The sequence below is a fragment of the Streptomyces misionensis genome, assembly GCF_007896895.1.
Taxonomy (GTDB): domain Bacteria; phylum Actinomycetota; class Actinomycetes; order Streptomycetales; family Streptomycetaceae; genus Streptomyces; species Streptomyces misionensis_A.
Map to the genome: position 1 here is coordinate 18,842 of NZ_VOGW01000008.1, position 13,441 is coordinate 32,282.

At 71.7% G+C, this 13,441-nt stretch carries 11 protein-coding genes; 1 reads left to right on the forward strand and 10 read right to left on the reverse strand.

Features of this window, described 5'->3' with window-relative positions; genetic code table 11:
* Positions 1 to 265: 265 nt before the first annotated feature.
* From FRZ03_RS01555 to FRZ03_RS01570, 4 genes are all read right to left on the reverse strand, one after another.
* A complete protein-coding gene (locus FRZ03_RS01555; protein ID WP_146463289.1) occupies positions 266 to 1,777 on the reverse strand; it encodes a glycoside hydrolase family 3 protein in 1,512 nt (503 codons plus the stop codon).
* Between the two features lie 7 nt (positions 1,778 to 1,784).
* On the reverse strand, positions 1,785 to 2,615 hold the full coding sequence (locus FRZ03_RS01560; RefSeq protein ID WP_146463290.1) for a carbohydrate ABC transporter permease: 831 nt from the start codon (positions 2,613 to 2,615) through the stop codon (positions 1,785 to 1,787).
* Complete coding sequence (locus FRZ03_RS01565; RefSeq protein WP_146463291.1) at positions 2,612 to 3,610, reverse strand: carbohydrate ABC transporter permease; 999 nt, start codon at positions 3,608 to 3,610, stop codon at positions 2,612 to 2,614. The genes FRZ03_RS01560 and FRZ03_RS01565 overlap by 4 nt, the downstream gene beginning before the upstream one ends.
* 111 nt (positions 3,611 to 3,721) lie before the next feature.
* Positions 3,722 to 4,999 (reverse strand): extracellular solute-binding protein, encoded by a 1,278-nt coding sequence (locus FRZ03_RS01570; protein ID WP_146463292.1) that lies wholly within the window; start codon positions 4,997 to 4,999, stop codon positions 3,722 to 3,724.
* 325 nt (positions 5,000 to 5,324) lie between these two features.
* On the opposite strand from FRZ03_RS01570, the gene FRZ03_RS01575 reads away from it, so the two are divergent.
* The gene (locus tag FRZ03_RS01575; RefSeq protein WP_146463293.1) at positions 5,325 to 6,110 is read left to right on the forward strand and encodes a GntR family transcriptional regulator; all 786 of its coding nucleotides are present in this window, start codon (positions 5,325 to 5,327) and stop codon (positions 6,108 to 6,110) included.
* 145 nt (positions 6,111 to 6,255) lie between these two features.
* Here the strand turns inward: FRZ03_RS01575 and FRZ03_RS01580 are convergent, their stop codons facing one another.
* The 6 genes from FRZ03_RS01580 to FRZ03_RS01605 form a co-directional block, all read right to left on the reverse strand.
* A complete protein-coding gene (locus tag FRZ03_RS01580; protein WP_146463294.1) occupies positions 6,256 to 7,824 on the reverse strand; it encodes an MmgE/PrpD family protein in 1,569 nt (522 codons plus the stop codon).
* A gap of 85 nt (positions 7,825 to 7,909) precedes the next feature.
* Complete coding sequence (locus tag FRZ03_RS01585; RefSeq protein WP_146463295.1) at positions 7,910 to 8,278, reverse strand: nuclear transport factor 2 family protein; 369 nt, start codon at positions 8,276 to 8,278, stop codon at positions 7,910 to 7,912.
* A 51-nt stretch (positions 8,279 to 8,329) separates the two neighbouring features.
* Complete coding sequence (locus FRZ03_RS01590) at positions 8,330 to 9,280, reverse strand: diacylglycerol/lipid kinase family protein (protein WP_146463296.1); 951 nt, start codon at positions 9,278 to 9,280, stop codon at positions 8,330 to 8,332.
* Between the two features lie 203 nt (positions 9,281 to 9,483).
* The gene (locus FRZ03_RS01595) at positions 9,484 to 10,314 is read right to left on the reverse strand and encodes an alpha/beta fold hydrolase (RefSeq protein ID WP_146463297.1); all 831 of its coding nucleotides are present in this window, start codon (positions 10,312 to 10,314) and stop codon (positions 9,484 to 9,486) included.
* 68 nt (positions 10,315 to 10,382) lie between these two features.
* Complete coding sequence (locus tag FRZ03_RS01600; RefSeq protein ID WP_146463298.1) at positions 10,383 to 11,849, reverse strand: MFS transporter; 1,467 nt, start codon at positions 11,847 to 11,849, stop codon at positions 10,383 to 10,385.
* A gap of 50 nt (positions 11,850 to 11,899) precedes the next feature.
* Positions 11,900 to 13,108 carry a cytochrome P450 gene (locus FRZ03_RS01605; protein ID WP_146463299.1) on the reverse strand — a complete coding sequence of 403 codons (1,209 nt, stop codon included), beginning with the start codon at positions 13,106 to 13,108 and terminating at the stop codon, positions 11,900 to 11,902.
* Positions 13,109 to 13,441 lie beyond the last annotated feature (333 nt).

Here is a 13,441-nt window from a genome sequence, read left to right on the forward strand (position 1 = left end):
GTCCGGTGAGGATCACTTCCTCACCCCCCCCGGCGGGGACGCGGTCCCCGCCGGGCGGGGTGAGGAAGTGATCCTCACCGGACTCGGGGCGAGGACAACGGTCCCCACCGGACTGGAGGCGAGGAAGCGATCCCCACCGGACTCGGGGCGGAGACACGGTCCCCACCGGACTGGAGGCGAGGAAGCGATCCCCACCAAACTCGGGGCGGAGACACGGTCCCCACCGGACTGGAGGCGGGGGTGCCCCGCCGGAACGGGGCGGGGCTCAGCCCGCGACGACGGCCTCGGCGGCCGCGACACCGCAGACGCGGGCCGCGCCGTAGGTGGCGATGTGCAGGGCGCCGCGCGGGGCGGCGCCGGGGAGGCCCATCTCGACGACAACGGTGTCGGGGCGGGCGGCGAGCAGGGTGTCGAGGGCGGTGCGCATCCAGTCGTGGCGGTGTTCGTCGCGGACCACGGCGACGATCCGGCGGCCGGCGGCGGCGGCGAGGGCGAGGGCGCCCGCGTCCGTGCCGGTGAAGGAGCCGTCGGTGCTGCCGGGCAGCAGCCGCCGCAGTTCGTCGGCGACGCCCCAGGGGGTCTGGTCGCCCACGGCGATGTTGGGTTCGGGGTTGAACTGGGCCACGTACACGGGCGCGTCGACGGGGGCGGGTGCCCCGGAGCGGGTCACGCGCACCGCGCGGCGGGCCGCGGTCAGGCCGATCTCCGGCGCCGGTTCGGTCTTCGCCGCGTCACCGCGTGCGCCGGCGGTCCAGCGGGCCAGCTCGCGCACCCGTGCGGCGGCGTCGGCGAGCCGCTCCTCGGGCAGTTCGCCGGAGCGTACGGCGGCCACCAGCGCGTCGCGCAGGCGGAGCACGGTGCCCTCGTCGGACGGTCCGCCGCCCACGCAGATGGCGTCGGCGCCGGCCGCGATGGCGAGCACCACGCCGTGCTCCATGCCGTAGGTGCCGGAGATGGCGTGCATGTCGATGCCGTCGGTGACGATCAGGCCCTGGTAGCCGAGTTCGCCGCGCAGCAGCTCGGTCAGGACGCGGGGGGACAGGGTGCCCGGGCGGTCGGGGTCCAGGGCCGGGACGAGGATGTGCGCGCTCATGATCGCCCGGGTGCCGGCGGCGATCGCCGCGCGGAACGGGGGCAGTTCGCGGGCGAACAGGGTCTCCGCGTCGACGTCGATGCGGGGCACGACGTGGTGGGAGTCGACGTTGGTGTCGCCGTGGCCCGGGAAGTGCTTGGTGCAGGCGGCGACGCCGGTGGACTGGAGCCCCTCGACCCAGGCGGCGGTGTGCCGGGCGACCAGGTCGGTGTCGGCGCCGAAGGAGCGGACGCCGATGACGGGGTTGTCGGGGTTGGCGTTGACGTCGGCGGAGGGCGCCCAGTCGAAGTTGACGCCGCAGGCGGCGAGGCGGCGGCCCAGCTCGCGGGAGACGGCTCGGGTCAGGTCCGGGTCGTCGACGGCGCCGAGGGCGTGGTTGCCGGGGAGGGCAGAGCCGGTGCGCACGTCGAGGCGGGTGACGTCACCGCTCTCCTCGTCGATGGCGATCAGCAGATCGTCCCGCTCCGCGCGCAGCTGCGCGGTCAGCGCGGTGACCTGGGCCTCGTCGACGACGTTGCGGCCGAACAGCGCGATGGAGGCGAGGCCCTCCCCCAGGCGGCGGCGCACCCAGTCGGGCACGGTGGTGCCGGCGAACCCCGGTTGCAGCACGGCGAGGGCGTCCCGGGTGAGGCTGTCGCCCGCGGCGGAGCCGCTGCCGGACCCAGTGGTGGCGAGTGTGGTCATGGGGGCGTCATCCCTTCACGGCGCCGTCGGTCAGACCGCTGACAGCCTTGCGTTGCAGGAAGATGAAGAGGATCAGGATGGGCAGCGCGAACAGGGACGAGGCGGCCATGGTGGCGCCCCAGTCGTCGCCGAAGGCGGTCTGGAACTGGGACAGCCACAGCGGCAGGGTCTGCTTCTCGATGTCCTTGTTGAGGATCAGGACCAGCGGGAACTCGTTCCAGGCGGTGATGAACCCGAACAGCGAGGTGGCCATCAGGCCGGGCGCGAGCAGCGGGAAGATCACCTTGCGGAAGGCCTGGAGGCGGGTGCAGCCGTCGACCATCGCCGACTCCTCCAGCTCCTTCGGCACGGCGGCGATGTAGCCGCGCAGCGTCAGGACGGTGAGGGGCAGCACCATCATCGCGTAGAAGACGGTGAGCGGGACCAGGCTGTTCAGCATGTCGCCGTCGCGCACGATCATGTAGATGGCGATGATCATGACCTCCCAGGGGGCCATCTGCGCCAGCATGAACGTGATGACGAACCCGCGCCGCCCCTTGAACCGCATCCGCGCGAGCGCGAACGAGGCGAACAGGGCGATGACGAGCGACAGCAGCACCGAACAGAGCGTCACGGTGACGGAGTTGACGACCAGCGTCCAGAAGTGGTCGGCGTGGACCGCCTTGTCGAAGTGGCCGAAGGTGACGTGCGTCGGGAACCAGACCGGGTTCTCGGTGATGATGTCGCCGGTCGGCTTGAAGGCCGTGGCGAACATCCAGTAGACGGGGAACACGAAGCCGACGAAGAGGACCACGGCGGTCGCGTTGGGCCAGATACGGCCGAAGAGCGAGCGCTTCACAGCTCGTCCTCCTCTTGCTTGAGCACCATGCGCAGGTAGTACGAGGTCATGACGAGCAGGACCAGGATGGTCAGGAAGGAGATCGCCGCGCCGACCCCGAAGTGCTGGTTGCCGACGCCCTCGACGTAGGCGTAGATCGGCAGGGTCTCGGTGAGCCGGTCGGGGCCACCCTCGTTCATGGCGAAGACCTGCGGGAACGCCTTGAAGACCCAGATGACCTCGAGGAAGGTCGTGGAGTAGAGGAAGGGCCGCAGGAAGGGCAGGGTCACGGAGGTGAAACTCTGCCAGGCGCCGGCGCCGTCCAGGGAGGCCGCCTCGTACAGCTCCTTGGGGATGGTGGTGGTGGCGGCGTACAGGTTGATCGCGACGAACGGGATCGACTGCCACACGATGAGCACGACGATCACCGAGAACGTGGAGAACTGGCTGCCCATCCAGTTGTAGTCGGCCATCGAGTGCCAGCCCAGCTTGTCCAGGACCCAGTTGACGATGCCGAAGCGCTGGGCGAACAGCCACTGGTAGACGGTGGTGGCGGCGATGACGGGCATGGCCCAGGCGAGGACGAGTCCCACCAGGAGGGTGAGGCGCATCTTCTTGCCGAGGCGGGCCAGCAGCAGTCCGATCAATGTGCCGAGCACCATGATCAGGACGACGTTGGCGGCGGTGAAGAAGACCGAGCGCTCGACGACCTTCCAGAAGTCCGAACCGGTCAGGACCTGCTGGTAGTTGTGGAAGCCGTTCCACTCGGTGAGGTGCTGGATCAGCTGCCGCGGGTTGAGGTTCTGGAACGACAGCATGCCGTTCTTGACCAGCGGCCAGCCCAGCAGGACCAGTGTGGCCACCAGCGCGGGCAGCAGGAGGAGATAGGGGGCGGCGGCGGCGCGGCCGGCCGCGGACCGGGAGGCGCCGGCCTCACCGCGCGGGGGCGCCGGCACCCGGGCCTTGCGGACAGCGGGCTCCCCGGCCGTGTCCGTGCCTTCGGTCTGCACTGACATGAGTCGTCATCTCTTCCGTGGCCGTACGCATTCGTGTGCCCTGCGGGCGCCAGGGGAACGCGCACGGCGCAGGTGAGCCGGGGGCGTCGCGGTGACGCCCCCGGCGTGGGACTAGTTCTGCTGAGCCAGACGCTCGTTGATCTGACCCTCGACGTCCTTGGCGGCGGCGGCCGGGGACTTACCGTTCAGCACGGCGGTCATGTACGACTTGATGGGGTTCGGGGTGTTCTCCACCGCGGCCCACTCGGGGATCAGCGGGGTGGTGCCGCCGACCGCGGCGCCCGGGGCCGCGGCTTCTGCGGCGCCGTTGCCCTTGAGGTTGCTCTCCAGGGACTCCTTGTTCGGGATGACGCCGCTGAGCTTGGCCAGCTCACCCTCGTACTGGTCGGACAGGGCGACCTTCAGGAACTCCTTGGCCAGGGACTGCTTCTTGCTGTTCTGGGCGACGGCGAGGTTGGAGCCGCCGAGGAAGACGCCCTCGGGCTTGTCCGCGGTGGCACCCGGGATGGTGAAGTAGCCGAGGTCCTTCTCGATGGACTTGTTGGCCTGGACGGCGGTGGCGGCCTCCCAGCCCATGCCGATGAAGGCACCGGTCTTGCCCTTGGCGAAGACGGTCGCCTGCTGCGGGGTGGCCTCGTCCTTGTCCTTGGGGGCCTTGGAGTAGGAGGCGTACTTCTTGTAGATCTCCATGGCCGCGCTCACCTTGGGGTCGGCGAGGTTGGAGACATACTTGTCGCCCTGCTTCTTCACCAGGTCGCCGCCCTGGCCGACGATGAGGCCGTCCAGGAAGTACCAGTTCTGGCCGGGCAGGTAGATCGGCTCGGCGTCCGTCTTCTTGCCGATGGTGTCCAGGTCCTTGAAGAACTCGTCACGGGTCTTCGGGGTGGACGTGATGCCGGCCTGGGCCCAGATCTTCTTGTTGTAGATGACGACGCGGTTGGCGAAGTACCAGGGGGCGGCGTACTGCTTGCCGTCGAAGACGGAGGACTGGGAGACGGAGGCGGTCCAGTCGGCGCCGACGGCCTTCTTGACGTCGCTGAGGTCGGCGAGGCCGCCGGTGGACGCGTAGGCGGGGGTCTGGGTGTTGCCGACCTCCAGGACGTCCGGCGGGTTGTCCTCCGAGAGGGCGGTGGTGATCTTCTGCTGGATCCCGTCCCACTTCTGGATCTCGAACTTCACCTTCGCGCCGGTCTTCTTCTCGAAGGCGGCCTGGACGTCCTTGGTCCACTGCGCCGGCGCGGAGCCGTCCATCGTCCAGACGGTCAGCGTCTGGCCCTTCCAGCTGTCCGGACCCGCGTCCTTGCTGTCGTCGCTCTTGCTCCCGCCGCACGCCGCAACGGAGACCATCATGCCCGCGATCACTATCGCGGCTGCGAGCTTGCGCTTCACGCCACCCTCCTCAGGGATGCCACTAACCCCCCACGCCCTCGGCGGTGACCTGCGTACGACGCTGTTGCACGTAGGGCTCGGGACCTGGCCACTAATGGTGTAGACCAGTACGGTGGAGCTTGGCCTAGACCTTTCGGGGTGTCAAGGGTGGTCCCAGCGGCGGATGGAGGCCGTTACGAGAAAGTCACCGGAGTGCTTTCGTCCGCTTCCACGTCCGGGCCCGCGTCCGCATCGGTCCCTTTCGCCCGGCCCGTTCTTTTGGACTAGACCATAGGGCACTTGGTCGCTATAACGGGAGCCCATCGACACAGCCGGGAAGGCAGGCATGACCACCGACGTCAGCAGCGGCCAGCCGCGCGGGGGGCCGGCCGGCCGCAGCGCGCGCGTGCCGAAGTACTACCGGATCAAACAGCAGCTGCTCGCCATGACCGAGGCGTTGCAGCCCGGTTGCGCGGTACCGGCGGAACGGCTGCTCGCCGTACGGTTCGACACGTCCCGGACCACCGTGCGCCAGGCGCTCCAGGAGCTGGTCGGCGAGGGACGGCTGGACCGGATCCAGGGCAAGGGCACCTTCGTGGCGCAGCCGAAGCTGTACCGCACCCTCCAACTGACCTCCCACACCGAGGACATGCGGGCACAGGGGCTGGCACCGGCGTCGCAGGTCCTCGACGTCGGCGAGGTGCCGGCGGACGCGCGGCTGGCGGAACTGCTGGGCACGGCGGTCGGGGAGCCCGTGCTGCGGATCGAGCGGCTGCGGCTGGCGAGCGGGGAGCCGATGGCGATCGAGACCACGCATCTGTCGGCCCTGCGGTTCCCCGGGCTGCGCGGGGTGCTGGATTCCTGCCCCTCGCTGTACACCGCGCTCGCGGAGGTCTACGGGGTGCGGCTGTCGTCGGCCGACGAGACGATCGAGACGTCCTTGTCGACGCCCCGGGAGGCGGAGCTGCTGGCGACGGACGTGGGACTGCCGATGCTGCTGCTGTCGCGGCACTCGCGGGACGCGGAGGGTTCGCCGGTGGAGTGGGTGCGGGCGGTCTACCGGGGGTCGCGGTACAAGTTCGTGGCCACCCTGCGCCGGCCCCCGCTGGCGACGCCCGCGCGCCGGGAGTAGGGCCTCTCGTTCGGGTCGGGCCGGGCCCGCGGGACCGGGCGGGCCCGGGAGCGGCGGCCCCGGCCGGCCGCCGCGCCGCTCCCCCGCCCGTGCCGTGCGGTGGCCGATCGCGGTGACCGGCCGCGGTGACCGGTCGTGTCGCCGGTCAGTCCAGGAACGCCGTCTCGATCCACCGCCGTACCGCCCGCGGGCGCATCCGGTGGAGGCGGTCCACCGTGTCGGCGACCTCCTGGGGGCCGCCCACCGCCAGGAACTTCTCGCGGACCAGGTCGGTGTGGTGGGCGCGGGTCTCGGGGCCGGCGGCGCCGACCGGGATCAGGCGGGTGCGGGAGATGACGCGGCCGTCGGTGAGCCGGACGGTGACACGGGCGCCGGTGGCCTTGGTGGAGCGGGAGAAGTCGCGGTCGTCGGCCTGTGCCGCGCCCACCAGGTCCACGAGTTCGTCGCCGCCGAAGCCGCGCAGCCACGGCACCGCCAGGTCGCCCGCCTCGCGCACCGCCTCGCCGAACGGGGCGTCGGACAGGAAGAGTTCACGGGTCATCTCGGTGTCGTGCTCCAGCCGGATCCGCTTGGCCAGGGCCCAGCGGTCGAGGTCGTCCACGTGCGGGGAGGAGAAGTCGTCCACCGAGAACTCGCCGGTGAGCAGGGTGGTGGCCACGGGGTAGGGGACGTCGAGGACCAGCGCGCCCAGCGGGGAGCCGGGGCCGGTGACGTAGCGGGCGGCCCGCTCCCCCGCGAACAGGGTGTAGAGGGACGCCTCCACGACGACCTCGGCCACGTCCCGCGGTCGCAGCGGACCCAGTTCGCGGTGGATCTCGGCGGCGCAGTCCACGGCCGCGTCGATGCCGGGTCCGCCGGGGTGCATCTTGAAGGAGAGGGTGTCGGTGTGCCAGCGGCTGCCGAGGCCCTTGGCGACCGCCTGCGGCAGCGGCACGGTGGCGAAGCGGGCGAGGAAGCCGTCGCTGTGCTCCATGATGTCGGGCGCGCCGCGCAGCCCCGCGTACGCCGCGTCGCAGGCGTCCATCGCGGTGCGCACCGGGGTGAAGGTGTTGAACAGCCGGGCGTCGCTGGCCAGGAAGGCGCGCATCAGCGGCCAGTTGGGCATGGCGAAGGCCAGTCCGAAGGCGTTCTCGTACAGGCTCGCCGGGGCCCGGTCGCAGTGCAGCCGGCCGGCGACCGCGCCGGCCAGGTGGGTGTGCACGGCGCTCTGGCCGCGCAGCGGGCCGAGGGTCGCGGAGGCGGTGATGCGGGCCGCGCACTCGTTGGCCACGACCACCGAGGTCAGCAGGGACAGGCCGTCCAGGCGGCGGGCGTAGGCGAAGGCGAGCGGGACGGCGACGGTGGAGTTGGACAGGTGTCCGGCGTACGCGGTGTCGTCCAGGTTGAGCCAGGAGCCGAGCGCGGCGAAGACGCCGGCGGCCTGGCGGGGGTCGCGCTGCATGGGGTGCCCGAAGGCGGCCACCAGCTTGCGGCCGAGGGGGTGCTGGAGTCCGGCGCGGATGGAGGCGATCTGCGACAGCACCTGGCTCGCGGCGAGCTTGAGCACCCGGCACGGGATGGCCTGCGGTCGCAAGGTGGCGGCCCAGTGGGAGAGTTCGCGCAGCGGGGTGTCCGCGCCGGTGGGGCGGTGGGCGGCCCGGGACGGGGCCTGGGCCTGTTCGGCCCAGTCGGCGCACAGCGCCCGGGCGACGCTCTCCGCGAGGACGGCGGTCATGGCGGGTACCTTCCGTGCGTGCGTCGAGGGGAACACGACGGCGGGAGCACCGGTGGGCCCGGTGCTCCCGCGGGGTGGTGCGGTGTTACGCGGCCGGGACCTTGTCCAGGAAGCCGTAGACGGCCTTGATCTTGCCGGCCTCGTCGGTGACGAGGACGTCGAAGCCGATGGCGATCGGCTCGGCGCCCGGCTCGGTCACCAGGCCCCACTGGAAGCGGGCCTGGTTGTGGTGGGCGTCGACGGTGCCGTGCAGCTCGAAGGAGAGGCCCTTGAACTGGTCACGGGCGCCGGCCACCACGGCCGCGAAACCCTCGTGACCCTCGACCGCGGCCAGCGGGTCGATGTACGGGGCGTCGGCGGTGAACAGCTCGGCGATGGCCGTGGCGCGCTTCTCGGCGTCCGCCTCGTTCCAGATGTCGAGGTAGCGGGTGACGGTGGTGGTCAGGTCGCTCATGCGGGCGATCTCCTTTTTGGTGGTGCTTCTTCGGTTCTTCGGACAGGTGGTTCAGGGGGCGGCAGGCGCCCACACGGGGAGGGCTCCGGGGAGCACCTCGAAGGTGGCCGCGGCGCCGATGCCGTGCTGGTACTCACCGTCGTGCTCCAGTGGGAGGCGGCGGCCGTCGGTGCGTTCCACGGTGATCCGGCGGCCCCGCGCGTACACGGTCGCCGGATGGGTCATATGGGCGGCGTTCAGGGTCAGTTCGGGTACCTCGGCGGCCGGTACGTCGCCGCCGATGACGCAGACGTCGAGCAGTCCGTCGTCCAGCAGCGAGTCGGGCAGCACCTGGAACCGGCCGCCGCGGTAGGGTCCGCCGCCGACGTTGGCGAGGACCGTGGGGCCCTCGTGCACCACCCGGCCGTCGACCGTGACCCGGCCGGGGTACGGCGCGTAGCCGTCGGCGGTGTCGGCGAAGGCGCGGGCGTAGCGCTCGCGGCCGGTCAGCGGCAGCCCCTTCGCGGTGAGCAGCGCGTCCGCGATGACGCCCGAACAGGCGCCCAGGTAGACGTAGTTGCGGGTCTCGGTGAGGCGGGCCAGGTCGAGCCGGCGCAGCCGGGCGCTGCCGCCGACGCCGGAGTCGGTCAGCACCGCCTTCAGCGACTCGCTCCAGGGCCGTTCGCCCCACAGCATCTTGTAGCCGGAGTTGCCGGTGCCGCCGGGCACCACCGCGAGGGTGGCGCCGCCGTCGGCCGGGACCAGTCCCTGCACGACCTCGCGGACCGTGCCGTCGCCGCCGATGGCCACGATCAGGTCGGGCGCGTCGTCGGTGCGTTCCAGGGCCCGGCGTACGGCGACCGTCGCGTCGCCCGGTCCGGTGGTCAGGTGGACCTCGGCCCGCTCCAGGCAGGAGGCGCACAACTGGCGCACTTCCTCGACCAGTTCGGGCGAGTGGCTGCCGGATGCGGGGTTGCCCAGGACGAGTGCCCGGGTGGGGCCCGGGGCTGCGGTGTCTGCCATGAGGCGTACTCCTTCGTCGGTCGGCACCGGAGGACCGGGCTGGTGTGCCCCGGCGTCGCGGCGATGTCCACTGTGCCGGGGTGCCCTGTCATGGGGCTGACGCGCCGCTGACGCGGTGCCGGGGGCCCGGCGGAGGCCGGGAAACGCGCACGTCCGGCCCCTTCTCGGGGGCCGGACGCGGGTGGTGCGGGACGGGCCGGGCCTCACTCCTTGACGAAGGCCAGCAGATCGGCGTTGAGGCGGTCCGCGTGGGTGGCGAACAGGCCGTGCGCCGCGCCCTCGTAGGTGATGAGCCTGCTGTCCGGGATCAGTTCGACGGTGCGCGGGGCGCACAGCGGATAGGGGGCGCCCAGGTCGGCGGTCCCGTGGATCACTAGGGTGGGCACCCGCACCGCGGCCGTCTGGGCGCGCTGGTCGGTGGTCATCAGCGTGCGGTAGATCTCGATTCCGGCTCTGGGCGAGGTGTTCAGGCACATGCCGACCAGCCAGTTCGCCAGCTGCGGGGAGATCGGCGGGTTCTCCGGGTCCGGTTCGGGGCCCGCGAAGAACGGCCAGGTCAGCGCGGAGAGCCAGGCTGCCCGGTCGGTCTTGATGGCCTGTTCGACCTGTTCGAAGAGGGCGAGGTCGAGCCCGTCGGGGTTGTCCGGGGCGCGCAGCAGGTACGGGGTGGTCGAGGCGACCAGGGCGAGGCCCGAGACGCGTTCGCCGCCGTACCGGGACAGGTACTGCACGCACTCCCCGCCGCCCACCGCGTAGCCGACCAGCACGGCGTCCCTCAGGTCGAGGTGGTCGAGCAGGTCGGCGAGGTCGCCGGCCAGGGTGTCGTAGTCGTATCCGGTCCACGGCCTGTCCGAACGGCCGCTGCCGCGCCGGTCGTAGGTGACGCAGCGCAGGCCGTTCCCGGCGAGGAACGGGGCCTGGAACTCCCACATGCGCGCGTCCGCCATGGCGGCGCCGAGCAGGACGACGGGGCGTCCGTCACCCCAGTCGTCGTAGTGGAGCCGGGTCCCGTCCCGGGTGGTGAGGTACGGCATTCCTGTGTGCCTCCTTTCCAGTGGTGGGGCGTGCGGGGCGGTACGGGTGCTCGTGCCGGGCGGCCCGGTCAGCGCCGGGCCGCGCGGCCCGGGGCCGCCAGCACCAGCAGGGAGGCGAGGAGGCCCAGGCAGACGAGCGGGATCAGGGTGACGGTGAAGGCGTGCGGGTAGGCGTCCGCCTTGCCGCCGGCGTGGGCGAGGGCCGGGAAGAAGACCGTGCCCGCGATGGCCACGCCGACCGCGGCGCCGCCCTCCTGCGCCGTGTTCAGCAGGCCGGAGGCCGCGGCGGCGTGCTCGGGGACCGCGCCGCCCAGCACCAGGTTGGTCAGTGGGCCGGTGGTCAGGCCCATGCCGAGGCCGGCGACCAGCAGCATCGGCAGCAGCCAGAGCACGGAGCCGTCCAGTCGCAGGTCCTTGGCGGTCAGCGCGATCGCGGTGTAGCCGATGGCGAGGACCAGCGGACCGGCGGCCACCCGGCGGGCGTTGACCGTGGCGGCGAACCGCGCCGAGACGATGGAGGCGCCGAAGTATCCGGCACCCAGCGCCAGGAACATCAGGCCTGACTCCAACGGGGACAGGCCCCGGCCGAGTTGCAGGTAGAGGGCGAGGGTGAAGAAGAAGGAGCCCATGGCGAGGAAGTAGACGACCGTGGCGACGAGGCCCACCGAGAACAGCCGGGAGCGGAACATGCCCGGCTCGATGAGCGGGCCGCGTCCGGCGGCGGAGCGGCGGCGCAGGTGCCAGACCGTCACGGCGAGCAGGACGGCCGCGGCGGCCAGCGACTCCCACACCCACACCGGCCAGTGCCGCTCCTGGCCCTCCAGCAGCGCGAACACCACCAGGCCGAGGGCGACGGTGATCAGCAGGGCGCCGACCAGGTCGAGCCGGGTGCCGCCCTGGCCCCGGGACTCGGGGATCGTGCGGCGGGTCAGGGCGAGGGAGATCAGGCACAGCGGGACGTTGATCAGGAAGATCGTGCGCCAGCTGAGTCCGGCGATGTCGACGGAGATCAGCGCGCCGCCGATGAACTGCCCGAAGACCCCGGCGAGTCCGATGACCAGGCCGTAGACGTTGAAGGCGCGGTCACGGGCCGCCCCGGTGTAGACGGTGCCGATGATGCCGAGGACCTGGGGCACCATCAGCGCGGCGGAGCCGCCCTGGAGGATGCGGGCGACGACGAGCACCGTGACGTCGGGCGCGAAGCTGCACGCGGCCGAGGCGACCATGAACAGCGTCATGCCGAGGGCGAACAGCCGCCGCCGGCCGTAGAGGTCGCCGAGCCGGCCGCCGGTGATCAGGCCCGAGGTGAAGGCGACGCCGTATCCGACGACGATCATCTGGGCCTGGGCCGCGGTGGCGTGCAGGTCGGCCTTGATGGCCGGGACGGCCACGTTGGCGATGAAGAAGTCGAGCACCGTGATGAACGTGCCGACGAGGACCACCACCAGGGCGCCCGACGAGGGGGCCGCGGCGGTGCCGGAGGCCGTCCGCTCGCGCCCCTCCGCCGCGATGTCCGGGGTTAACTCCTGAGTCATGACGACTCCGTTTCTCGATCTTTCGGTCGGTTGCAGCGGTGACCGTCAGGTCACCAGGTCACGGGGAGATGGGTCACCCCGTGGAAAACGGTGCCCCGGCGGAACAGCGTGCGCGGGTCGGCGGCGAGGCGCAGGTTCGGGAAGCGGCGCAGCAGCGAGCGCAGTGCCAGCTCCATTTCGAGGCGGGCCAGCGGGGCGCCCTGGCAGTAGTGGGGGCCGTAGCCCCACTGGAGGTGACCGCTGGTGTCGCGTTCGGGGTCGATGCGGTGCGGGCAGGCGAAGACGGTCTCGTCGTGGTTGCCGGCGGGCACCGAGATCACCACGGCGTCGCCCTTCTCGATCCGTACGCCGCCCAGGTCCATGTCCTCGACGGCGAGGCGGACCATGGCGTCCTGGGAGATGGACCAGTAGCGCATCGACTCCTCGATGAAGTTGGGGATCAGTGCCCCGTCGTCGGCGGCGACCCGTGCGCGCAGGTCGTCGTCGCGCAGCAGGGCCAGCACGTTCAGGGCGAGCTGGTTGGTGGTGGTCTCGTGGCCGGCGACCAGCACGAGGCGGGCGATGCCCACGAGCTCGTCCAGGGTGATGGCGCCGGTGTCGTAGTGGCGGACGGCGAGCCGGCTCATCAGGTCGTCGCCGGGTTCGGTGAGCTTGCGCAGCGCCAGCTTGGCGAGGTACTCGGACATCTCGGCGAAGGCGGCCTGGGAGACGGCCGGGTCCTCCTGGGAGATGGTGACGCGGGTCTTCTCGATGAAGAACGGCGAGTCCTCCTCGGGGACGCCCAGCAGGCGGGCGATGACGAGGGTGGGCAGCGCCCGGGAGAAGACGGCGTGCAGGTCGGCGGGCTGGGGCCGGGCGGCCAAGTCGTCCAGCAGCTCGTCCACCAGGCGCTGGACGGGCTCGCGCAGCCGCTTGACCCGGCGCGCGGTGAACTCGGTCTGGATCATGCCGCGCAGCCGGGCGTGCTCGGGGTCGTCGAGCCGCAGGAACGAGCTGGGGTTGCCGCCGGGCGGCACCTGGATGCGCACGGGGGCGCCCGGCAGCGTCTCGTCGGCGCTGAGCCGGGGGTCGGCGAGCGCCTGGCGGACATCGGCGTACCGGGTCACGAGCCAGGCCAGCCGGGACTCCGCGGCGCCCGCCGGGATGCGGACGACGCAGGGCGGTGCCTTGCGCAGTTCGGCCAGGATGAGCGGTGGGTTGCCGTCCTCGGTGCGGGCGAAGGGCCAGTCGAGGATGTCGGTGTGGTCGGCGAGCGACATGCTTGTCCTCCAGGTCCGGGGGGCAAAGGCGATCCTCGGCACCGACTCGCTTCCTGTGCTCGACACGATGGGGGGCCATCCGCGGGGGCGGCAAGGGGAATTCGTCCCTCCGAGCCGTGCGCGGACGTCGTGACGCCACGATCGCGCACCGCCCTGACACCGCGCTGACGTAGCACTGACACGGGTCCCGGCGGGGCCCGTGTGCTGATCGGTGTGGGATCTTTCAGGAGCGAAGTGGCAATGACATTCCCAAGCGGAACTGACCCGGGGCTGATCCGGACCTGACGACGGGTGCCGTTCGCGTCACCAAGTGGCCTCTCCCGACAGGGATTT